The organism is Chromobacterium sp. ATCC 53434 (assembly GCF_002848345.1).
Taxonomy (GTDB): Bacteria; Pseudomonadota; Gammaproteobacteria; order Burkholderiales; family Chromobacteriaceae; genus Chromobacterium.
Map to the genome: position 1 here is coordinate 556,918 of NZ_CP025429.1, position 20,894 is coordinate 577,811.

The 20,894-nt window shown below is 57.8% G+C and carries 20 protein-coding genes, 1 tRNA gene and 3 pseudogenes; 16 read left to right on the forward strand and 8 right to left on the reverse strand.

Annotated features, from left to right (window positions below):
• Positions 1-10: 10 nt before the first annotated feature.
• From CXB49_RS02440 to CXB49_RS23215, 9 genes are all read left to right on the forward strand, one after another.
• A complete protein-coding gene (locus CXB49_RS02440) occupies positions 11-2,167 on the forward strand; it encodes a bifunctional (p)ppGpp synthetase/guanosine-3',5'-bis(diphosphate) 3'-pyrophosphohydrolase (RefSeq protein ID WP_101706934.1) in 2,157 nt (718 codons plus the stop codon).
• Positions 2,164-2,373 (forward strand): sulfur carrier protein ThiS, encoded by a 210-nt coding sequence (gene thiS, locus CXB49_RS02445; RefSeq protein ID WP_101706935.1) that lies wholly within the window; start codon positions 2,164-2,166, stop codon positions 2,371-2,373. The genes CXB49_RS02440 and thiS overlap by 4 nt, the downstream gene beginning before the upstream one ends.
• Before the next feature lie 48 nt (positions 2,374-2,421).
• Positions 2,422-3,216 (forward strand): thiazole synthase, encoded by a 795-nt coding sequence (locus tag CXB49_RS02450; protein ID WP_101706936.1) that lies wholly within the window; start codon positions 2,422-2,424, stop codon positions 3,214-3,216.
• 164 nt (positions 3,217-3,380) lie between these two features.
• Complete coding sequence (gene rpsU / locus CXB49_RS02455) at positions 3,381-3,593, forward strand: 30S ribosomal protein S21 (protein ID WP_043578765.1); 213 nt, start codon at positions 3,381-3,383, stop codon at positions 3,591-3,593.
• Positions 3,594-3,708: 115 nt separating this feature from the next.
• Positions 3,709-4,155, forward strand: coding sequence for a GatB/YqeY domain-containing protein (locus tag CXB49_RS02460; RefSeq protein WP_101706937.1), 447 nt, complete (start codon positions 3,709-3,711; stop codon positions 4,153-4,155).
• 16 nt (positions 4,156-4,171) lie between these two features.
• Positions 4,172-5,962, forward strand: coding sequence for a DNA primase (dnaG, locus tag CXB49_RS02465; protein ID WP_101706938.1), 1,791 nt, complete (start codon positions 4,172-4,174; stop codon positions 5,960-5,962).
• A 77-nt stretch (positions 5,963-6,039) separates the two neighbouring features.
• Positions 6,040-7,968, forward strand: coding sequence for an RNA polymerase sigma factor RpoD (gene rpoD / locus CXB49_RS02470; RefSeq protein WP_101706939.1), 1,929 nt, complete (start codon positions 6,040-6,042; stop codon positions 7,966-7,968).
• A gap of 92 nt (positions 7,969-8,060) precedes the next feature.
• Positions 8,061-8,139: transfer RNA gene (locus tag CXB49_RS02475), tRNA-Ile, on the forward strand.
• A gap of 286 nt (positions 8,140-8,425) precedes the next feature.
• The gene (locus CXB49_RS23215) at positions 8,426-9,280 is read left to right on the forward strand and encodes a hypothetical protein (protein ID WP_158300593.1); all 855 of its coding nucleotides are present in this window, start codon (positions 8,426-8,428) and stop codon (positions 9,278-9,280) included.
• A gap of 260 nt (positions 9,281-9,540) precedes the next feature.
• Here the strand turns inward: CXB49_RS23215 and arsB are convergent, their stop codons facing one another.
• Genes arsB through CXB49_RS02500 form a run of 4 tightly spaced genes read right to left on the reverse strand, consistent with a single transcriptional unit; the run spans position 9,541 to position 12,016 of the window.
• Complete coding sequence (gene arsB / locus CXB49_RS02485) at positions 9,541-10,611, reverse strand: ACR3 family arsenite efflux transporter (protein WP_101706941.1); 1,071 nt, start codon at positions 10,609-10,611, stop codon at positions 9,541-9,543.
• 50 nt (positions 10,612-10,661) lie between these two features.
• Positions 10,662-11,156 carry an arsenate reductase ArsC gene (locus CXB49_RS02490; RefSeq protein WP_101706942.1) on the reverse strand — a complete coding sequence of 165 codons (495 nt, stop codon included), beginning with the start codon at positions 11,154-11,156 and terminating at the stop codon, positions 10,662-10,664.
• A 19-nt stretch (positions 11,157-11,175) separates the two neighbouring features.
• A complete protein-coding gene (locus CXB49_RS02495) occupies positions 11,176-11,658 on the reverse strand; it encodes an ArsI/CadI family heavy metal resistance metalloenzyme (protein ID WP_101706943.1) in 483 nt (160 codons plus the stop codon).
• A 22-nt stretch (positions 11,659-11,680) separates the two neighbouring features.
• A complete protein-coding gene (locus CXB49_RS02500; RefSeq protein WP_101706944.1) occupies positions 11,681-12,016 on the reverse strand; it encodes a helix-turn-helix transcriptional regulator in 336 nt (111 codons plus the stop codon).
• 348 nt (positions 12,017-12,364) lie between these two features.
• On the opposite strand from CXB49_RS02500, the gene CXB49_RS02505 reads away from it, so the two are divergent.
• The 3 genes from CXB49_RS02505 to CXB49_RS02515 all read left to right on the forward strand — a co-directional run bounded on the left by CXB49_RS02505 (position 12,365) and on the right by CXB49_RS02515 (position 15,353).
• Positions 12,365-12,577, forward strand: a complete 213-nt coding sequence (locus CXB49_RS02505) for a DNA-binding protein (protein ID WP_101706945.1) — start codon at positions 12,365-12,367, stop codon at positions 12,575-12,577.
• 41 nt (positions 12,578-12,618) lie between these two features.
• Positions 12,619-14,079 carry a YfjI family protein gene (locus CXB49_RS02510; RefSeq protein WP_158300594.1) on the forward strand — a complete coding sequence of 487 codons (1,461 nt, stop codon included), beginning with the start codon at positions 12,619-12,621 and terminating at the stop codon, positions 14,077-14,079.
• Positions 14,080-14,741: 662 nt separating this feature from the next.
• Positions 14,742-15,353, forward strand: coding sequence for an inovirus-type Gp2 protein (locus tag CXB49_RS02515; protein WP_101706947.1), 612 nt, complete (start codon positions 14,742-14,744; stop codon positions 15,351-15,353).
• Positions 15,354-15,403: 50 nt separating this feature from the next.
• On the opposite strand, the pseudogene CXB49_RS24395 reads toward CXB49_RS02515, so the two are convergent.
• Positions 15,404-15,595: pseudogene (locus CXB49_RS24395) on the reverse strand (cytochrome c); the annotation flags it as partial.
• A 220-nt stretch (positions 15,596-15,815) separates the two neighbouring features.
• Between CXB49_RS24395 and CXB49_RS02530 the strand changes: the two are divergent.
• The 3 genes and pseudogenes from CXB49_RS02530 to CXB49_RS02540 all read left to right on the forward strand — a co-directional run.
• Positions 15,816-16,048, forward strand: a pseudogene (locus tag CXB49_RS02530) (transposase); the annotation flags it as partial.
• A 77-nt stretch (positions 16,049-16,125) separates the two neighbouring features.
• Positions 16,126-17,163 (forward strand): IS5 family transposase, encoded by a 1,038-nt coding sequence (locus tag CXB49_RS02535; protein WP_101706533.1) that lies wholly within the window; start codon positions 16,126-16,128, stop codon positions 17,161-17,163.
• 105 nt (positions 17,164-17,268) lie between these two features.
• Positions 17,269-17,988: pseudogene (locus CXB49_RS02540) on the forward strand (IS5 family transposase); the annotation flags it as partial.
• 175 nt (positions 17,989-18,163) lie between these two features.
• Here CXB49_RS02540 and CXB49_RS02545 read toward each other — a convergent pair.
• The 3 genes from CXB49_RS02545 to CXB49_RS02555 all read right to left on the reverse strand — a co-directional run bounded on the left by CXB49_RS02545 (position 18,164) and on the right by CXB49_RS02555 (position 20,431).
• Positions 18,164-18,667, reverse strand: coding sequence for a DUF1269 domain-containing protein (locus CXB49_RS02545; protein WP_043581279.1), 504 nt, complete (start codon positions 18,665-18,667; stop codon positions 18,164-18,166).
• A 49-nt stretch (positions 18,668-18,716) separates the two neighbouring features.
• Entirely contained in the window at positions 18,717-19,370 is a 654-nt protein-coding gene (locus CXB49_RS02550; RefSeq protein ID WP_101706949.1) for a BON domain-containing protein, read from the reverse strand.
• 323 nt (positions 19,371-19,693) lie between these two features.
• Entirely contained in the window at positions 19,694-20,431 is a 738-nt protein-coding gene (locus CXB49_RS02555; RefSeq protein ID WP_233492920.1) for a slipin family protein, read from the reverse strand.
• 57 nt (positions 20,432-20,488) lie between these two features.
• Here CXB49_RS02555 and CXB49_RS02560 point away from each other — a divergent pair, with 57 nt between their 5' ends.
• The gene (locus tag CXB49_RS02560; protein WP_053006844.1) at positions 20,489-20,887 is read left to right on the forward strand and encodes a TraR/DksA family transcriptional regulator; all 399 of its coding nucleotides are present in this window, start codon (positions 20,489-20,491) and stop codon (positions 20,885-20,887) included.
• The last annotated feature ends 7 nt before the right edge of the window (positions 20,888-20,894 follow it).

Sequence of the window (20,894 nt, forward strand, 5' to 3'; positions counted from 1 at the left end):
GAGCAAGACGATGGGCACCGGCATTGAGACAGGCATAGACTACAACGCCCTGATCGAGTCCGAGGCGGCTGCGTTTTTCGACAGCGCCGCGCGCTACCTCAAGCCGGAAGACATCGAAATGCTTAGGCTGGCCTTTCAGGTCAGCCGCGAGGCGCACGAAGGCCAGACCCGAAAGAGCGGCGAGCCCTACATCACGCACCCGTTGTCGGTGGCGACGATGTTGTGCGAATGGCGGCTGGACGTGCAGGGCCTGGCCGCCGCGCTGCTGCACGACGTGCTGGAGGACACCGGCGTCACCAAGCCGACGCTGATGGAGAAGTTCGGCAAGATCGTCGCCGATCTGGTCGACGGCCTGTCCAAGCTGGAACGTCTGGAATACCAGACCAAGGAAGCGGCCCAGGCCGAGAGCTTCCGCAAGATGGTGCTGGCGATGGCGCGCGACATCCGCGTCATCATCGTCAAGCTGGCCGACCGGCTGCACAATATGCGCACGCTGGACTCGATGCGCGAGGACAAGCGCCGCCGCATCGCGCTGGAAACGCTGGAAATCTACGCGCCGATCGCCAATCGCATCGGCCTGAACAAGGTCTACCGCGAACTGCAGGACCTGGCGTTCAAGCATCTGCATCCGCATCGATACGGCGTGCTGTCCAAGGCGGTGCGCGCCGCGCGCGGCAACCGCCGCGAAGTGGTCAACAAGATATTGCAGGCGGTCAGCCAGCGGCTGGTGCAGAGCAATATCGAGGCCACGATCAAGGGCCGCGAGAAGAATCTCTACAGCATCTACAAGAAGATGCAGGAAAAGCACCTGTCCTTCTCCGAGGTGCTGGACATCTACGGCTTCCGCGTCGTCGTCAACGACATCCCGGCCTGCTATCTGGCGCTGGGCGCGCTGCACAGCCTGTACAAGCCGATTCCCGGCAAATTCAAGGATTACATCGCCATTCCCAAGGGCAATGGCTACCAGAGTCTGCACACCACGCTGTTCGGCCCTTACGGCACGCCGGTGGAGATGCAGATCCGCACCCGCGAGATGCACAATGTCGCCGAGGCCGGCGTCGCCTCGCACTGGATGTACAAGAGCGGCGAGGGCGTCAACACCGCGCAGCAGCGCACCCACCAGTGGTTGCAGAAACTGTTGGACATGCAGGAGGAGAGCGACGACGCCGTCGAGTTCCTCGAGCACATCAAGATCGACCTGTTCCCGGACGAGGTCTATGTGTTCACGCCGAAGGGCAAGATCATGGTGATGCCGCAGGGCGCGACCCCGGTCGACTTCGCCTACGCGGTGCACACCGACATCGGCCATCGCTGCATCGCCGCCCGCGTCAACCACGCGCTGGTGCCGTTGCGCACCGTGCTGCGCAATGGCGACACGGTGGAGATCATCACGTCGACCCAGGCCAAGCCCAATCCGTCGTGGCTGGCCTTCGTGCAGAGCGGCCGCGCCCGTTCCGGCATACGCAACTATCTGAAGAGCCTGCAGCGCGAGGAGGCGGTGGCGCTGGGTGAGAAGCTGCTCAGGCAGGCGGTCGGCGCGCTGGCGTCGACGCCGCTGGCGGTCAGCGACGAATTGCGCGCCGAGTACTTGTCCAGCTACGGCGAGAAGCTGTCCGGCTTCGACGACGTGCTGGCCGAGATCGGCACCGGCAAGCTGCTGCCCATCGTCGTCGCGCGGCGGATGCTGGAGCTGGCCGGCGAGCGGCTGGGCGAGGGCGTGCGCGTCGGTCCGATCACGATACGCGGCAACGAGACCGGCATGGTGCAGCTGTCCAGCTGCTGCAATCCGCTGCCCGGCGACGACATACTCGGCGTCATCACAAAGGGCCAGGGCCTGGTGATACACCGCGTCGACTGTCCGAACGCCCGCCGCGCCGACCACGACAAGCTGCTGGAAGTGAACTGGGAGGCGCAGCGCGACCGGATGTTCGGCGTCACCGTCGGCGTGCTGTCGCGCAACGAGCGCGGCGCGCTGGCCGACATCGCCACCGCGATCTCGCAGGCCTCGGCCAATATCGAGAGCGCCGACACCCAGGACAGCAGCCGCGACGGCGACAGTCTGTTCAATATCCACTTCCGCCTGCAGGTGGAGGGCGTGGAACACCTGGAACGCGTGCTCGCCGCCGTCCGCCAGTTGGCGGTGGTGCAGCGCGTGGAGAGAAGATGAGCCAACTGAATCTGCGTATCAACGGCGAGGACAGAAGCTTCGCCGGCATCGTCACGTTCGCCGAGCTGGTCGAGGCCTTGCAGCTGGGCGGCAAGCGCATCGCGATCGAGCGCAACGGCGAGATCGTGTCGCGCAGCCGCTACGCCGAGGCGAAGCTGGCCGACGGCGATCAACTGGAAATCGTGGTGGCCGTCGGCGGCGGTTAGCGCGCCGCCCGGGTCACGCAGGGAACGGATCAAGCAAGGGGAGCGCAGGTGAACGATCAATTGGTGATAGCCGGCAGGGCGTACGACTCGCGACTGCTGGTGGGGACCGGGAAGTACCGGGATTTCGAGCAGACCGCGGCGGCGCTGGACGCCTCCGGCGCGCAAATCGTCACGGCGGCGATACGTCGGATCAATCTGGGTCAGAACGCTAAGGAACCGAATTTACTGGACTTTTTGCCGAAAGACCGGTATAAACTCCTCCCCAATACGGCGGGATGCTATTCCGCCGACGATGCGATCCGCACGCTGCGGCTCGCGCGGGAGCTTCTGGACGACCATCGTTTCGTGAAGCTGGAAGTGCTCGGAGACCCGAACAGCCTGTATCCCAATGTCAGGGAAACGCTGAAGGCCGCCGAGGTGCTGGTGGCCGAGGGCTTCGAAGTCCTGGTCTACACCTCGGACGATCCCATCGTCGCGCGCGAGCTGGAGCAGATAGGCTGCTGCGCGATCATGCCGCTGGCCAGCCTGATAGGCTCCGGCATGGGCATCCTGAATCCGTGGAACCTGCAACTGATCATCGAGCAGTCCAATGTTCCGGTGATCGTCGACGCCGGCGTGGGCACGGCGTCCGACGCCGCCATCGCGATGGAGTTGGGTTGCGACGGTGTATTGATGAATACCGCGATCGCCGCCGCCCGTGAACCGGTGCGGATGGCGCACGCAATGAAACTGGCCGTGGAAGCTGGCCGCGCCGCCTATCTGGCCGGCCGGATGCCGAAGCGTTTTTATAGTGCAACGCCAAGTTCTCCTAGTGAGGGGGTGATTTCTTCCGTCAAGCCGTGACGTTTTTTCGGCCCTCTGAGAGGGCGCGCCGCAGGCGCGAAACGCCACAAGATGGCCTGACGAGGCTTTTAGACTTTTACAAATGCGTCAACATTGCTAAAATGCTGTTTTTACAGGCAGCGGCCCCGGTCGCGCCCTAAAGAAATCTAAGGACCCTTAAGTAAATGCCGAATATTCGCGTTAAAGAGAACGAACCGTTTGAAGTTGCTCTGCGTCGCTTCAAGCGCGCTGTGGAAAAGACTGGTCTGCTGACCGAACTGCGCGCTCGCGAGTTCTACGAAAAGCCGACCACCGAGCGCAAGCGCAAGCACGCTGCCGCCGTGAAGCGCCACTACAAGCGCATCCGCAGCCAAATGCTGCCGCCGAAACTCTACTAAGCGTTTCCCCGGCACCAAGCAGGACCGCAGGCCATGCCTGCGGTTTTGCCATTTGTACTTCCCGAATTCCTCCCCCGCTGCCGCCGGCAGTGCCCGTATCCCTAGAGAGCCCGACATGAGTCTCAAAGCCCGTATCACCGACGACATGAAGTCCGCCATGAAAGCCAGGGAGACCGGCCGTCTGGCCGCTATCCGCCTGCTGCTGGCCGGCGTCAAGCAGAAGGAAGTGGACGAGCGCATCGAGCTGGACGACGCCGGCGTCACCGCCGTCATCGACAAGATGATCAAGCAGCGTCGCGACTCGATCGCCCAGTACCAGGCTGCGCAACGCCAGGATCTGGTCGACAAGGAGCAGGCCGAGATGGAAGTGCTGATCGGCTATATGCCGCAGCAGTTGTCCCAGGCCGAGATCGAGGCGCTGATCGTGAAGACGGTGGCCGATACCGGCGCCGCCGGCATGCAGGACATGGGCAAGGTGATGGGCGCGCTGCGGCCGCAGCTGGCCGGCCGCGCCGACATGGCGCAGGTTTCGGCGCTGATCAAGGCCAAGTTGGGCGCCTGACGCTGGGTAGCCGGATTTGATCCCGCAGGATTTCATCGACCAGTTGTTGTCCCGCGTCGACATCATCGACGTGGTGGACCGCTACGTCCCGCTGAAACGGGGCGGCCAGAACTATATGGCCTGCTGCCCCTTTCACAAGGAAAAGTCGCCCTCATTTACGGTAAGTCCGAGCAAGCAGTTTTACCACTGCTTCGGCTGCGGCGCGCACGGCTCGGCCATCGGCTTCGTGATGGAGTACCAGGGCATCGGCTTCATCGATGCCGTCAAGATGCTGGCCGAAGGCATAGGCATGCAGGTGCCGAACGAGCGCAGCGCCAACCCGGAAGCCAGCCGCAAGGCGCGCGAGAAGCAAGTGTCGCTGGAGCAGCTGATGCAGCAGGCCAGCGATTTCTACCGTCGCGAGCTGAAGGGCGCGGCCAACGCCGTCGCCTACTGCAAGGGGCGGGGCCTGTCCGGCGAGGTCGCCGCGCGCTTCGGCCTCGGTTATTCGCCGGATGGCTGGCAGAATCTGGAGGCGGCGGTCGAGAACTACCAGGACGACAAGCTGGTCGAGGCGGGTCTGGTGATCGTCGCCGAGGACAGCGGCCGTCGCTACGACCGCTTCCGCGATCGCCTGATGTTTCCGATCCGCAACCAGCGCGGCGCCATCGTCGGTTTCGGCGGGCGGGTGCTGGGCAAGGGCGAGCCGAAATATCTGAACTCGCCGGAAACGCCGTTGTTCGAGAAGGGCCGGGAATTGTACGGCCTGTACGAGGCAAGGCAGGCGATACGGGAGAAAAACCGCGTTCTGGTGGTCGAAGGCTATATGGACGTGGTGGCGCTGGCGCAGTACGGCGTCGGCTACGCGGTGGCCACGCTGGGCACCGCCACCACCGGCGAGCATGTGCGCAAGCTGCTGAAGCACACCGACCAGGTCTATTTCTGCTTCGACGGCGACGCCGCCGGCCAGAAGGCGGCCTGGCGGGCGCTGGAGAACAGCTTGCCGCAGTTGGTGGACGGCAAGGCGCTGAGTTTTCTGTTCCTGCCGACCGAGCACGATCCGGACAGTTATGTGCGCGAATTCGGCTCTGATGCGTTTGAGGAGTTGTTGACCCGGGAAAGCCTGCCCTTGTCGACCTATTTCACCCGCGAGCTGTGCCGCGGCGTCAATCTCGCCACGCCCGAGGGCAAGGCCGACCTGATTCGTCAGGCGACGCCGCTATTGGCGCAGATCGCCGCTCCGGCGCTTGGCTACATGATGCGCAAGCGGCTGGCCGAAGTGGCCGGCATGGAAGTCGACGAGCTGGACATGCTGACCGGCGGCAAGCCGCAAAGGTCGGAGCGCAAGGGCGGCGGTCGCCGCGACTACAAGCTGCCGGCCGAGTCGCAGCGCCAGATCAACACCACGATGATCAAGAAGCTGATCAAGTGGCTGCTGATGAATCCGAGCTGGGCCGGCGATGTCGGCTTGCCGGACAGCCTGGCGCTGTCGGACGAGCTGGCCTGCTTCGCGATGCTGGCGGAACGGGCGCAGGAGCACGGCGAGTCGCCGAACACCGCTCAATTGATCGAGGGTTTGCGCGGCACGCCGTACGAGGGCCTGATCGACAGCGTGCTGCAGCAGGCGATGCAGGATCCGGACGAGTTCGCCGACCCCAGCGCCGACGACAGGCAGCTGTTCCAGGACGGCAACGCCAGACTGCTGAAAATGCTGCATGCGGCGCAGTTGGAGCGGCTAAAACTGAAGGACCGGAGCGAAGGACTGACGTCCGAGGAGAAAGTGCTGATGGGTCGGTTGTTGCAGGAAATGTTCTCGCCGCCGAACTAGCGGGTTCGGCGGAATAATCCAAGTAGTTGTGTTATAATCAACTGTTTTTTTCGGCTTTTTTTCAAGCAGGAAGCGAAATGGCGGCCTCTCCCGAAAACCAGAAAGATGTGCAGGATAGCCAGCAGGAAGTGATGAGCCTGGAAGAGCAGCGGAAACGCCTGCGCCAGCTGATCGCCCTTGGCAAGGAGCGTGGGTATCTGACCTACGCCGAAATCAACGACCACCTGCCGGAAGACGTATCCGACGCCGAGCAGATCGAGAACATCGTCACGATGATCTCCGGTCTCGGCATTCAGGTATATGAAGAAGCGCCGGACGCCGAAACCTTGCTGATGTCCGACGCCACCCCGTCGGTGGCGGACGAGGATGCCGTGGAGGAGGCCGAAGCGGCCCTGTCCTCGGTGGACTCCGAATTCGGCCGCACCACCGACCCGGTGCGCATGTATATGCGCGAAATGGGCTCGGTCGAGCTGCTGACCCGCGAGGGCGAGATCGAAATCGCCAAGCGGATCGAGGACGGCCTCAAGTACATGATCCAGGCCATCTCCGCCTGCCCCGGCACCATCGCCGAGGTGCTGGAGCTGATGGAGCGCGTGGCGCGTGAAGAAATCCGCGTCGACGAAGTCGTCGACGGCTTCATCGACCTGAACGCCCCGACCGAGGACGACGGCCAATTCGCCGAACCGGAAGACAGCGACGACCTGCTGGACGAAGAGGACGAAGAGGATGAGGACGAGGAAGCGGCCGTCGACGCCGACGCCGATGCCGCCGCCAACCTGGCGGAGTTGAAGCAGCAGGCGCTGGAGCACTTCGCCGGCGTGCGCCTCTTGTTCGACAAGATGGTCAAGGCGCTGAACGCCAAGGGTTCACAGAGCAAGGAATACCTGGAACTGCAGGACGCGATCACCACCGAGTTCATGCTGGTGCGCTTCGCCACCCGTCAGGTCGAGAGCCTGTGCGAGTCGCTGCGCGGCCGCGTCAACGAGATCCGTACCTACGAGCGCGACATCCAGGACATCTGCGTCAGCCGCGTGCGGATGGACCGTGCCCACTTCATCAAGGTGTTCCCGGGCAACGAGACCAATCTCGGCTGGGTTGAGAACGAGATCGACTCCGGCAAGGGCTGGAGCGAGGCGCTGACCCGCTTCAAGCACGCGATCATCGAGAAGCAGACCCGTTTGTCCGATTTGCAGGACAGGGCGATGCTGACAATCAAGGCGCTGAAGGAAATCAATCGCCAGATGTCGGCGGGCGAGTCCAAGGCGCGCCGCGCCAAGAAGGAAATGATCGAGGCCAACCTGCGTCTGGTGATCTCGATCGCGAAGAAGTACACCAACCGCGGCTTGCAATTCCTCGACCTGATCCAGGAAGGCAACATCGGCCTGATGAAGGCGGTGGACAAGTTCGAATACCGTCGCGGCTACAAGTTCTCGACCTATGCCACCTGGTGGATTCGTCAGGCGATCACGCGCTCGATCGCCGACCAGGCGCGGACCATCCGCATCCCGGTGCACATGATCGAGACGATCAACAAGATGAACCGCATCTCGCGTCAAATCCTGCAGGAAACCGGCCGCGAGCCGGATCCGGCGGAGCTGGCCGAGAAGATGGAGATGCCGGAAGAGAAGATCCGCAAGATCATGAAGATCTCGAAGGAGCCTATCTCGATGGAAACGCCGATCGGCGACGACGACGACTCCCATCTCGGCGACTTCATCGAGGACCAGAACAACCTGGCTCCGTCCGACGCGGCGATGTACTCCAGCCTGAAGGACGCGACCAAGGAAGTGCTGGACACGCTGACGCCGCGCGAGGCGAAAGTTCTGCGGATGCGCTTCGGCATCGACATGAACACCGACCACACGCTGGAAGAGGTCGGCAAGCAATTCGACGTGACCCGCGAGCGTATCCGTCAGATCGAGGCCAAGGCGCTGCGCAAGCTGCGTCATCCGACCCGTTCCGAGCGGCTGCGCAGCTTCCTGGACAATGAGCCGGGCGGCCAGTAAGCACCACGATTGAACGGCTGGGAATCCCCAAGCGCCTTGAATAAAGGGCTTGGGGATTTTTGTTTTTCTCGCTATAATTGCCCACTCTTTCAGGGCCTCTAGCTCATGCTTGGTTAGAGCAGCGGACTCATAATCCGTTGGTGCGGGGTTCGACTCCCCGGGGGCCCACCAAATAAAACAACGACTTACAGCAACCGCTGTAAGTCGTTTTTCTTTGTGCTTGTTGAGTTGTAGGGCTACTGTAGGGCACAGCAGGGGTTCTCGCTTCTACTTTGGGTCCTGATGACAGAGCCTGACTTGAGATGCGTCGATCTGATGTATGGTGCGGATGGTAAAATCAGTACAAGGATGGCGGTGTGTACAGCCAGAGTGCGCATGCCCCGCTGTTCTTGTCGTTCCTAAAATACCACATGTCACTGGTGAGGCGTCAGCCTTGCCTATCGAATGCTGATCAATAATGAAATTCATTTCCATTTTTCAACTTCTTGACGCTTTCAGTCGTCGTATCGATTTGCCAGGTAATTGGGATAGTTTGATTGCCATACCAGAAACCGATCCCAGCCTTTCATTTTTCAAAGGGGAGAGACTGCAAGCACTGGTATCTTTAAATTACAGTGTAGAGCGTAGCTTAGCATTGAATTTTTTTGTTAGGGCGTATAAGCAGTCTGTTGCCGCTCGTGGGCTGGATATGGTGTTGGTCAACCATGCAGAAATATGCCCAGCATGGTACGACATAAAAGATACGGGGGCTCCAAAGAAAAATTCTGAAGCGGCATCTATTGTGGGGCCTATATTGGTGCACTTGGCAAATAGCTTCGATTATCTATTGGATTTTCATCGTCGCAATGGATTTGATCACAGAAATCCTAGCGCGCCTAAAGGTTACGCCCAGCCTGAGGATGCAAAACGGTTGGATGAAATTGGATTCTTTTATGAAGATCTGCAGATATTTTTCAAGGCAATCGATATTGATGACCCTTTTGAAGAGCCTGTGGATGAGTCTGCCGTAATTTCGGATGCTTCTACCTGCCAGTCGCTAGGCAAGACAATTAATCGCCTGCCAGATCAGACTAGCCGGAAGCACCCGCTATACGAGCTTATTAATCAGGCAAAGGCCTCAGCTGCAGATCCACTTGACTATAAAGAAGTTTGGCTTAAGTTGATTGAAATAGCGCTTTCTGGTAAGCCGCCGTTGCCAATGATGTATTACGAAGAAGGTAAAGGCATAAAGTACATTGCTGGGGATGGAATGAAACACTATACAGAAGGTGCGCTGCGTCAGTATTTCTCACGATTGGCAAAAAAATGCTAAGCAGTACAATGTCTTGATTAACACGTTTTTTAGTTGTGAATCTTTTCTAATTTTGAACAAAAATGATTGGTGCTTTATATAGGCGCAGGTGATTGATCAGTCTGCCAATCATGTATTGGCAGCTGATTGATTTGCTGCGTTGGCTTTTGAGAGAAGTATCTGGTGGGTGGGTTTTCTGATTATCGGAGTATCTTACTATAGTGGATTAATGCTGCGTTTTCTTGGATATTGCCATGGTTTATGAATCATCTTGGCAATGGTCAAACAGTGCGTTCGTACCATGGCTTGGTCGCATTGACGATGCGTACCACCAGCAGCATCACCGGCACCTCGATCAGCACGCCCACCACAGTGGCTAGCGCGGCGCCAGATTGGAAGCCGAACAGGCTGATCGCGGCCGCGACGGCCAGCTCGAAGAAGTTGGAGGCGCCGATCAGCGCCGACGGGCAGGCGATGGCGTGTTTTTCCCCTACCTGGCGGTTGAGCCAATAGGCCAGCGCCGAGTTGAAGAACACCTGGATCAGGATGGGCACTGCCAGCAGCGCGATCACCAGCGGCTGCTGAAGGATGGCCTTGCCCTGGAAGGCGAACAGCAGCACCAGGGTTAGCAGCAACGCGGCAATCGACCACGGTTGTATCTGGTGCATGGCGGTATCGAACACCGCTTGGCCCTTGTCCAGCAGCGTCTTGCGGATGGCCTGCGCGATCAGCACCGGTACCACGATATACAGCCCCACCGAAGTCAGCAGCGTGGCCCACGGCACGGAGATGCTGGAAACACCCAGCAGCAGGCCGACCAGCGGCGCGAAGGCGAACACCATGATCAAGTCGTTCAGCGCGACCTGGGACAGCGTGAAATACGGGTCGCCGCCGGTCAGCCGGCTCCAGACGAACACCATGGCGGTGCACGGCGCGGCCGCCAGTAGGATCAGGCCCGCGATGTAACTGTCCAGCTGCGCTGCCGGCAACAGTGGCGCAAACCACACCCGGATGAACAGCCAAGCCAGAAAGGCCATTGAGAACGGCTTGACCAGCCAGTTGATGAACAGGGTGACGCCGATGCCCTTGATATTTGCCTTGACCTGATGCAGTGCGCCGAAATCGATTTTCAGCAGCATCGGGATGATCATCACCCAAATCAGCAGGCCGACCGGTAGGTTGACCTGGGCGATTTCCAAACCGCCGATCGCGTGGAACAGGCCGGGGAAGACCTGCCCCAAGCCGATGCCGGCCATAATGCAGAGGGCGACCCAGGCGGTCAGGTAGCGCTCGAATAGGCTCAGCGAGGCACCGGCGGCGCAGGGATGGGCGGCTTCAGATGGGGAGGACATGCCATTCTCCGTGGGGTGGGGCGATTCTGCGCGCTGCGGTGAGGGCAGTGTCAAGGGAGCAGCGTACCGATGCGATCCAACTCTACTTTGAGCAGGGGGCGGTCCTGGCGCAGCAGGTCCAGCGGTAGGGCCAGGAACGCCTCGATCCGAGCCCTCAAGATGCGATAGGCTGTCAGGAAGGCTGCGTCGATCTCCTGATCACTGCCCGCCGCATGGGCAGGATCCTCTACACCCCAGTGGCTGCGTAGCACCGGGCCTAGATACGCCGGGCAGGTTTCGCCGGCGGCGCTGGCGCACACCGTAATCACGATGTCCGGCGTAGCCGGCAGATGATCCCAAGACTTGCTGTGATAGCCGTCGGTGGCGATCCCTTCTCGCGCCAGCAGCGTCAGCGAGCGCGGGGGCACCTGCCCGGTTGGCTGGCTGCCGGCGCTCATTGCATGCCAGTCGGCCGGCGCCAGGTGATTGAATACCGCTTCAGCCAAGATGGATCGACAGGAATTGCCGGTACACAGGAACAGCACATTGACCGTGGCTTGGTTCATGGCAGGTTTCCTTTGGCGCTCAGCAGCAGCCGCTGCCGGGCGCACAGGTGTTCTTGGGTGTGATCTTGACCGTGGAGGTCTTCGGCGCACAGCAAGCGCTGGCTGGTTCGCCGGGGGCAGATTCTCCGCCGTTGAAGGTCGGGATCGACGCCAGCGTCTGATAGCTCTCCCAGGCAAGGCCGGAAGGGTCGGTCACCCAGTGCTTGTTCGACTCGGCGTAGCAGCAGGCGGTGCCGGTCTGCGTCACCATGCTGATATCGGCGGCCTGCAGTTGGTGCTGCAGTTGTGCCAGCTCTTCCTCGCTGTCCACCTGAAAGCCCAGATGATCGACGCCAGCGGCGGCGCCGCGGCTGGAGATCGCAAAGTTGAGGCGCGGATCCTCCAACATCCACTTGGCGTAATCGGTCTTCTGCACCGTGGGCTGCGCGTTAAACAGCGCCGAGTAGAAGCGGATGCTGTCTTCCAGGTTGGCTACCGCGACGTGTACGTGAAAGCGTTTCATGATCGAACTCCCGTGCGAATCGTTACTGGCACGCGCCATCGCAAGGCGCGATGCTGCTCGCCGGCGTGCAGGCCTCGCCGCGGCAGCAGTTCTCGGTCAGAAAGCCCAACAGGCCATTCATCTGCTCGTAGTTGGCCGAGTAGTAGATGAAGCGTCCCTCCTGGCGGGCCAGGACCAGCCCGGCGTGAGACAGCTCTTTCAGGTGGAAGGACAGGGTGGCGTTGGCCACGGCGAGCCGCTCGCCGATCTGGCCAACTGCCAGACCTTCGGGGCCTTGCTGGACCAGCAGTCGGTAGATCGCCAGGCGCGTGTCCTGCGCCAGGGCAGCCAAGAGGGTGACAGCGGTTTTGGTTTCCATATTTCTATATTTATGGAAATAATGATTGGAGTCAAGTAGTGTCACGTAGCTGACCAACAGATAGTCAGATGTCAATTTTCCCAAAAGATCCCAAAAAAATTCAAGATACCAGGCTTTGCTCGGGTAGTTTGCAAGGTTTGTTTTCAATCCATTTAGCTGCTCATTTCTGTTTGAAGCTGATCATTTCTGCTTATTCCTGCTCATATCTGCTCGCCCGCTCATCCGCTTAGCGGCTTCAATTATTGTTCCCTCCAAGCGATTCACATGGAGTCAGCGGTCAGGAAGGCGCAATGCATTCTCGATCCTCCAGGTGATGGCTGATCTTGTTTTCAACTACTTGGAGTCAATATGAGCAGTACCCAAATTCACTTTCCGCAAACTTGTGTGATGCTGACCACGAATGCGTTGGCTGAGCAGCTTGGCATGCGAGCGCAGTCTTTGCGCAAGCGTTTCGCCGCTACAGGCAGCTACTTTGGCGTTCGGCCGGTCAAGCTGCCGAATGGCCAATTGCGCTGGCCTACAGATGCTGTCGAACGTTTGATGAAAGGGCGCGCTGCATGAAGCCTCACAATTCTTCCCTTCCGCGCCAAAGCTACTTTCCTATGCTGACCTTGCCGAAGAAGCTCCAGAGTGCGGTTTGTGCTACGCAAGCACTGATTCAAGCACCGGACTCGATGGTGGCCACGCTGGGCATCGCCGTCATGTCCGAAGCCGTGCAAGGCCTGGGCAGCGTGCAGATCCCGAATGGGCCGCTTTGCCCTCTGTCTAACTGGGGGTTGATCATTGCCGACACGGGCGTGGGGAAAACGCCTTCTTTGAATATGATGCGCAAGCCGCTGGTTGAATTTGAAAATGCAAGGCATCGGCAGTATGAGCAAGCGATGGCAGACTTCCAAGCAGAACATCGTGCATGGGATCTGGAACGGGCCGAGTACGAGCAGGCCTTGCGCAAGGTGGTTCGGAAAGGAGGGGACACGCATGCCTGCAAGCAGCGCTTGACCCAGCATATGGCGGAAGAGCCGAAGCGTCCACGCAAGACCATGCTGACTTATCAAGATGCCACGCCTGAGGCCTTCTGCCAGGGGCTGTGCGATCACTGGCCGAATGCGAGCTTGGTAAACGATGAAGCTGCCAGTTACTTCAACGGCCATATGGGACAGGCGATGGCGATGCTCAATCAGCGCTGGGAGATTCAATCGCTGTCCATTGAGCGGGTTTCGCGGGACAAGCCCATGTTCGTGCAAGATCCCCGCGTGGCACTGATTCTGGCGATTCAACCCGGCCCCTTTGAGCGATACATGGAGCGCAGTGGACAGGAAGCGCGCGAACTGGGAGCGATGTCTCGCTTTCTGGTATGCCGTCCGGACAACAATCAAGGCAACCGTTATGTGGGGCCGCTCGAAATCGATCCGCAAGAGCTGAGCGGTTTTCATGATCGTGTGACGCAGTGCTTGCAAGACAGCATAACTACCGATGGCGAGCCCTTGCCGGAAAAACGCGTCTTGACCTTTAGCCCGGAAGCGGCCCGGCGTTACCATCAGATACGCGAGCAAATTGAGGTTGCCATGCGTCCTGGCCAGAGCTTGGCGAATGTGAAGGATTACGCGGCCAAGGCGCCGCGCCACTTGGCTAGATTGGCAGGCGTGTTCGAGTATTTCGAAACCGGTCATACCATCATCAGCTTGGACATGCTGGAGCGAGCCTATGCCGTGATGACCTGGTACATCAACGAGTACATCCGAATCTTTGTGCCGCCGCCGGAGCGCTCTCAGGAACAACAGGACGCGGATCGACTGCAATCTTGGTTGCATCAGTTCGCCCACAAACGATGCAACCGCTACTTGATTAAGAACGACATCCGCAAGCATGTACTGAGCGAGCTGCGCGACAAAGCACGTTTGCAGCGGGCTCTTGGGGTGTTGCAGCAGCGAGGCTGGATCATGGAGTGGTTGGTAGGGAAGGTGGGTGTGATCGATATGTTGCCTAATCACTTCAGGGACCACGTAGCGCTGAACGCCGCACTGCAGACTTATCGCGCCTCCCGCTGTAAGCCTGGCTTCTAACCCTGCTCGATTGCGCCAGCTGCGGTCGGGCCGCAGCGGCGCAGATGGCGCTAGCAGATCTCAACCGGTGACCTTTATGGTTGCCGGTTTTTTTTGCCTTAAACCAGATTCGAACGCACGTTACTTTAAATCCAAACTCTTAATCCTGTTATTTCTTTGTGTGTGGATTTTGCAACAGAGAACGAGGGAAATCCTTCGTTGACTTACGGTGCTTTATTTTGATTCGCAGGCATCTTATTCCGGAGTTGAATTTTAAGAGTTGACGTTATCGGTGGTTAACTGGCTTACTAGTCGAAACTTATTGAGTGGATGGGGAGGATTCGCTAAGTGGTCTTGCTATTTTTCTTTGTAATGGATGGAAAGGAGAACAATAACTCTGTATGTCAATGTGATTTATAAATCATGCGTAATCGGTGCATTTTTGACATCAACGTGCCGGTGTGCCTTGTATTTTTGATGCTATTGCATTCTGGTATATGTTTATTATTAAAATGTTCTTTTCTTTTAATAAGAAGGAGAAGGTTTATTTAGATAGTCCTGTTAAGGCTGCATTGTTGATATTGCATATCCATGACTCGTAAGGGAGCGAGCCAGGCATCTCATTTGCAATGATTAAATTATTGCCAGTTAACCTTATTCATTGAGAGGCTAAAGGAGTTTTCATGAATTCTTCTTTTCAACCTGATTATGCATTTTCAACTGATAATTGTCAGAGTGCTATCAATTTAATCCTGAGCTGTAAGCATAATGGCTACAAAAGGATTATGGGGGTACGTGTAGATTTTCTGATTAAAGAAGAATTTCAGCAGAGCATGTCTTTTTTTGAAATTCAGGATTATAAGACAAGGCTATGGAATAATCGTCGCGGGAAGACTAGTATATTTGAGCACTGTCTGGGTTGGGTATGGGCTTTGGAATATACGGAAAAAGCTGGCTATCACTACCACTGCTTGTTTGTGTTTGATGCCGATAAGGTTCACGCGGATGCGTACTATGGTGACCAGATAGGTGAGTATTGGATGGCCATATCACAAGGGAAGGGGTGCTACAACAACTGCAATCGGAATAAGCAACAGTACTATCACCTTGGTGTTGGGAGGATACACTTGGACAGTGAAAAGGAGCTGAGCAATCTTTGTAATGCCGTTATCCCATATCTTGCCAAGAACGATGATCAAGTGCGATCTGCGATTGATTGTGATGCGATGGCAATGGGTGTATTGCCTATGAGAGTCCGGACCTTTGGCTGTAGTAATAACTTAAAGCTTTGGTAGATTGCCCTACAGATAGTGATGTGTTGGTGGGGAAATAGTCCAGTGTTTTGCTACAAACTTTGCAGATAGACTGCCAGGTTGTTCAAATCATCCTCATCGAGTCCATGAATAATGGCTTGCATTGCCACCGCGGAGGGGCGTTGGCTGGTAGAGAAAACATGCAGTTGCTTGAGTAGGTAGGCAGCATGCTGGCCCGCTAGACGGGGAGCCTGCTCGGTCCCCTCTGCTTGATTACCATGACAGGCAAAGCAGGCAGGTACGGCATCACCTTTCCATGCAGGAAAATTTCTTTTCCTGCCGCAATTTTCGCAGCCTCACCACCGGCCGCGTTGGGCTTAGGCTTCTGTCCTGCGAAATAGGCGGCCACACCTGCGATTTCCGCATCGTTAAGTCCTCCGGCGACACCCCACATGGGCGCTGTTGCACAAATCCTTCTCCACCGCAGCTTGGTAGGATAGCGGCATGACCAAGCCCGCTCCAAAACGCTATCGAACGACCAACTGGAACGCCTACAACCAAGCCCTGATCCAACGCGGCTCTCTGTCCGTTTGGCTGGACACGAGCATGTCATGGCAGGCCGCTCCTCGTGGCAAACGCGGACGGGCGCAGACCTATAGCGATGTGGCTATTCATTCTGTTTGACTATCAAGAACCTGTTTGGACTGCCTTTGCGGCAGACCATCGGTTTCATCCAAAGGGCACCTCGAAAAACCCCGGGGTGCCCTCAGCTGGTAAAATTATACCGTCCAGACTCTTGCCGAGCTTGAGCCCGATGAAACCACGCAACGCCATCAAGAAAGACCTGTTCGCCGCCGACCACCACCGGCAGAAGATCGACCACCTGGGCGACCCTCTGGTCGAGATCGAGAAGCACATCAACTTTGCCGCCTTGGCGGCCGAGGTCGATCGGGTCGCGCCTCGGCCAGTCAGCCAGCAGGGCGGCCGCCCGCCGTTTCCGACCGAAACGATGGTGCGGATTCTGGTCCTCAAGCGGCTGTACAACCTGTCCGATGAACAAATGGAGTATCAACTGCTCGACCGGATGAGTTATCAGCGTTTCTGTGGGCTGGGCCAGGCGGTCAACATCCCTGACCGCACCACGATTTGGACCTTCGAGAATCGGATCGGCGAAACCGGGGCCCGTGCACTGTTCGATGGCGTGTCAGCACAATTGCTCAAGCAAGGCTATATCGCGCGCGGCGGCCAAATCATCGACGCGACGTTGGTGCCAGCGCCGAAGCAGCACAACAGCAGCGACGAGAAGATGCTGCTCGATCAGGGCGCAACGCCGGCCGATTGGAAACCCGCGAAGCGGCGCCAGAAGGACCAGGATGCCAGCTGGACCAAAAAGCACGGCAAATCCTACTTTGGCTACAAACTGTCGGTGAACGTCGACAACAAATACAAGCTGATCCGCAAGTTCAAAACTGATACGGCCAGTACGCATGACAGCCAGCATTTCGACAACGTCTTCGATACCAGCAATACAAGCCGGGATGTTTACGCCGACCGAGGCTATCCGTCCGAGGCCCGTGGAGCGCAGCTTGCCCAAGACAGATTTCGGAATCGGATTCAGCGAAAGGGGCACGCCAACAAGCCGCTGTCCGAGTGCCAGCAGCAGCGCAACCACCGCATCGCCAAGGTTCGTGCCCGTGTCGAACACGTGTTCGCCATGATTGATCAGATGGGAGGCAAGTTGGTCCGCACAATTGGCCAACCGCGCGCGAACTTTGCGCTGACGATGATGGCGACCTGTTACAACCTAAAGCGCTTGGTGTTCCTCCGGAAAGCCGGAATCGTGGCCTTCTGACGCCCGAAATGGGCTGAATCGCTGCGTTGAGCGGTGATCCGTTGCAGAAAACGATCCGAATATGGCCGCAAGCGTCATGCTGTTGTTAGGCTTGCTGAAAAGCTTGGGTTATTCGAGATGCCCCAAAGTCTGCTCAAGCTGGCCGGCTTAGGCTGGGGCGCCCCCGACTACAGCACGTTGTCCAGACGGCAGCAGACGCTGCAGGTCAGAATTCCCTATCAGAAAAGTTCAGGCGCGCTGCATCTGCTGGTGGATAGCACCGGCATCAAGATGCTGGGCGAAGGTGAGTGGAAAACCAAGAAGCATGGCGCGGAATATCGCCGGCAGTGGCGCAAGGTGCATCTGGGCATCGATGCGGAAACCCTGCAGATCCGCGCCATCGAGGTGACAGATAACCGCCAGGGCGATGCGCAAATGCTGCCTTCGCTCTTGGCACAAATCCCCGCAGATGAGCCGATAGCCTGTGTGAGCGGCGATGGGGCTTTCGATACCAAGGCATGCCACGAGGCGATTGCCGCGCGGGGCGCGATCGGGTGCATTCCGACCCGCAAGAATGCGAAACCATGGAAAGGAAACTCGCTGGGTGTGCTGGCTCGCAACGAGATCCTGCGGGCGACCAAACGACTAGGCCGGGCGATCTGGAAGCGTTGGAGCGGCTACCATCGCTGCAGCCTGGTGGAAACCAAGATGCATTGCTTCAAACGGTTGGGTGAAAGGGTGACGGCCCGTCGCTTCGATAGCCAAGTGGCAGAGCTGCAAGTACGCGCTGCCATCTTGAACCGTTTCAGCATGCTGGGCCGTCCATACACGGTGGCGGTGGCATAAGTCCGCTTGGGAAAAGGGGAAACTCGCCCTGTTCAGGATTTATGCAACAGCGCCTCTGGGATGCAACAGCTAGCTTGCTCCCTGATTTGCTTACGGGTTATTGAGAAATTTTGTTATCGGCTCTAAATGGGTGTTGAGATTCCGATAGCGCGGTAGCTATATGGTGCTACTCGAATTAGGCTTCTTTCCATCCCGTCGAAATATCTAGAATGGCATGCGCTTTGGCAACGTCGGCTTCTCCACCGTGTATCACCAGCACATATTTATCGGCTTTCAGCGCGGTTTCGTATTTCACTGCCTGTTCGGCGTTAATGCCAACTCGGGTCAGCGCAGCGCCTAATGCGGATACCCCGCCCACAATCGCCGCGCCTTCCAGGGCACCGACCAGTGCTGCAACAACCGGGCCGGCCATGGCAACCATTCCCACGCCAGGCAAAAAGAAAACCGCGGGAGCAAGCAGTAATCCCCATAAACCACCCCAAAATGCGCCTATGCCTCCCCAGGCTTTCATTTTGTCGCCTACGGTATAAAAACCGACCGGGTTTTCCTCGCTGTGGTAGCCTTTCCCAATGACAGATAGTTTTTTTACGTCGAAACCACCTTTGCTTAGCAGGCGGATGGCATCCTCCGCTTCTTGATGGGTGTTGTAAACATAAACTGGGGATTGTGCTGAGCTCATGATATTTCCTTTAAGGATGCATGATTTAAAATGCCTTTGTCATATTGATCTAGATTACTACCTTGATTCTATTGATCACCTGATGTACGCCCGGCATGCCCCAGGCGGCATGATCGGCTAATTCGCGTTCAGACCAGCTATGCACTGAACCATTCAGAATCACATCTGATCCCTGAATGGTTACGGAAATGCTGTCCATATCGGCTATGGCCCGGCGGCGAAGCGCATTTTCCACACCACCCTTCACCTCGTTCATGGATAGTTTGGGGCGGATGGCGATATTGTCGCTCACGCCGGTGACACCCAGTAAATGTCGTACCATCCGTGTAGCGATTTGGCGCTGATAATCCCATTCCACCGTTCCAGATAGCGTGACCCAACCCTTTTCCACCATGACTTGCAAACCTTCTTTAGGTATTTCAGCCATTTGTTGCAGTAGATTGGCGACTGATCGGGATATATCGGCATCGTCACGCCGGTCTGCATTCGGTAATTGGACATCCATTTCAATGGCCAGCGCTTTGACGCCGGCTACGCGCAGCGCCGCGCGCTCCGCTGCCCATTTTTCGGCATAACTGCTGACATGTCCGGTTAGCGTTACCGCGCCATCACTAGCAGATACGCCTACATGGGTGGCATTGATAGATGGGTCCCAATTAAGTTCCGCTATTACATCCTGTTGTAATTGCATATCGTTTTTCATCGCGTGATCTCCAGGCAGCCATTAAGAATCTGTAGATTGGCATTCGGTTTTTGGATGGTCTGTTCGATAACGTACATAGGGGAAAATCAGGTTGGTGACGTCGATTGGGGGATGACTAAGCAGATATTGATCTGAAGAGGTTGGATACTAGCAGTATGCTGAATGCGAAGAATGGGCCGGCCGGGTAGCGTTTTTGTGCAGCGCCTCGCGTGGGTTGTCCTATTTCCGGCGATTATATTGCGCGAGGCGGCACCGAATTCCGATCAGGAATAATTAGTGGGTGGTCGATGTGGTCTATCAAACAGCGTTTCAAATACCGGACTTTATTTCAATGCGGTGGATTCGACCGGGTTGGCGTGGTTGGCGGAGGCGTGGGGCGTGGCCTGTCGCTTGGAGGCGCGGCTTGTGCCAGCGGCGACCATTGGATTCAGGCTGTCCACCATGGTGCTCGGGATCAGAATGGTGGTGCCGCGCTCCTTGGTGGTTTCGTAGATGATGTTCATTGCCCGCAATTGCAGCGCGGCCGGGTGGTCGGCATAGACATTGGCCGCCTCGACGAACTTGTTGGCGATTTCGGCTTCGGCGGACCCCAAGATGATGCGGGCCTGCTTTTCTCGTTCGGCCTGCGCCTGACGCGACATCGAGTCCTGCAACGCCACTGGTATGGCAACGTCGCGGATTTCCACTGAGCGCACCGTAATGCCCCATTCCGCGGTCTTTTCGCCTATCTTGCGGCACAGTTCCTGGTCGGTGCTGCGGCGGTCGCTCAGCAGCACGCCCAGCATCGATGAGCCTATCATTTCACGCAGCGAGGTCTGCGCCACGCGGTCTATAGCCTGGCGATAATCAGTGATGGCCAGCGCCGCCTTTTGCGCGTCATGGACATGCCAGAAGATGATGGCATCCACGTTCACTGGCACCGTGTCGCGGGTCAAGGCCTGTTCGGCATTAAAGGCGGTGGTCTGGATTCTTTCGTCTATGGTTGCCACCACGTTGTCTACCACCGGGATGATCAAGAACAGGCCCGGTCCGCTGACTCCGCGCAATTTGCCGGCGCGCAACGCCGTCGCAATCCACCATCGCTCCCCTCCTGCATCGCCGCTGATGGGAGTGATGCCATGACAGACACCTCGTCCTCCGCGCCAAGCGCTGTCGACCACAGCCTTTCGCCGCAACAACTGATGGCGTTGGAAGCCGAACTATTGCAGGCGCGCGATGCCTTGCTGCGCGCCAGCCGGGAAACGGAGCGCCATCTGCAAAGCTTCCTTGCGATCTCCGACGCAGACGAACGCGGCCAACAGGCAGAGGAGCATAGGATGGACTTGACGGTTCAAGAGAGGGAAAAACTGCAATTGCAGCGGATAGATCAAGCCTTGCAACGCATACGCGACGGCAGTTACGGCTACTGCGCAGTCAGCGGCGAGCCCATCGGAATAGACCGCCTTAAGGCTCAACCCACCGCTACGCTATCGCGCGCTGCTCAGGAAAAACTGGAAGCCTGGCAAAAACGGAGCTAGCTATTCT

Coding starts and splice junctions, on each gene's coding strand:
- CXB49_RS02535 (WP_101706533.1), top strand. CDS start 16,126: ATGAAACCACGCAACGCCATCAAGAAAGACCTGTTCGCCGCCGACCAC.
- CXB49_RS02505 (WP_101706945.1), top strand. CDS start 12,365: ATGAGCAGTACCCAAATTCACTTTCCGCAAACTTGTGTGATGCTGACC.
- CXB49_RS02460 (WP_101706937.1), top strand. CDS start 3,709: ATGAGTCTCAAAGCCCGTATCACCGACGACATGAAGTCCGCCATGAAA.
- CXB49_RS02560 (WP_053006844.1), top strand. CDS start 20,489: ATGACAGACACCTCGTCCTCCGCGCCAAGCGCTGTCGACCACAGCCTT.
- CXB49_RS02500 (WP_101706944.1), bottom strand. CDS start 12,016: ATGGAAACCAAAACCGCTGTCACCCTCTTGGCTGCCCTGGCGCAGGAC.
- CXB49_RS02490 (WP_101706942.1), bottom strand. CDS start 11,156: ATGAACCAAGCCACGGTCAATGTGCTGTTCCTGTGTACCGGCAATTCC.
- CXB49_RS02495 (WP_101706943.1), bottom strand. CDS start 11,658: ATGAAACGCTTTCACGTACACGTCGCGGTAGCCAACCTGGAAGACAGC.
- CXB49_RS02515 (WP_101706947.1), top strand. CDS start 14,742: ATGAATTCTTCTTTTCAACCTGATTATGCATTTTCAACTGATAATTGT.
- CXB49_RS23215 (WP_158300593.1), top strand. CDS start 8,426: ATGAAATTCATTTCCATTTTTCAACTTCTTGACGCTTTCAGTCGTCGT.
- arsB (WP_101706941.1), bottom strand. CDS start 10,611: ATGTCCTCCCCATCTGAAGCCGCCCATCCCTGCGCCGCCGGTGCCTCG.
- rpoD (WP_101706939.1), top strand. CDS start 6,040: ATGGCGGCCTCTCCCGAAAACCAGAAAGATGTGCAGGATAGCCAGCAG.
- CXB49_RS02440 (WP_101706934.1), top strand. CDS start 11: ATGGGCACCGGCATTGAGACAGGCATAGACTACAACGCCCTGATCGAG.
- CXB49_RS02550 (WP_101706949.1), bottom strand. CDS start 19,370: ATGAAAAACGATATGCAATTACAACAGGATGTAATAGCGGAACTTAAT.
- thiS (WP_101706935.1), top strand. CDS start 2,164: ATGAGCCAACTGAATCTGCGTATCAACGGCGAGGACAGAAGCTTCGCC.
- CXB49_RS02545 (WP_043581279.1), bottom strand. CDS start 18,667: ATGAGCTCAGCACAATCCCCAGTTTATGTTTACAACACCCATCAAGAA.
- CXB49_RS02510 (WP_158300594.1), top strand. CDS start 12,619: ATGCTGACCTTGCCGAAGAAGCTCCAGAGTGCGGTTTGTGCTACGCAA.
- rpsU (WP_043578765.1), top strand. CDS start 3,381: ATGCCGAATATTCGCGTTAAAGAGAACGAACCGTTTGAAGTTGCTCTG.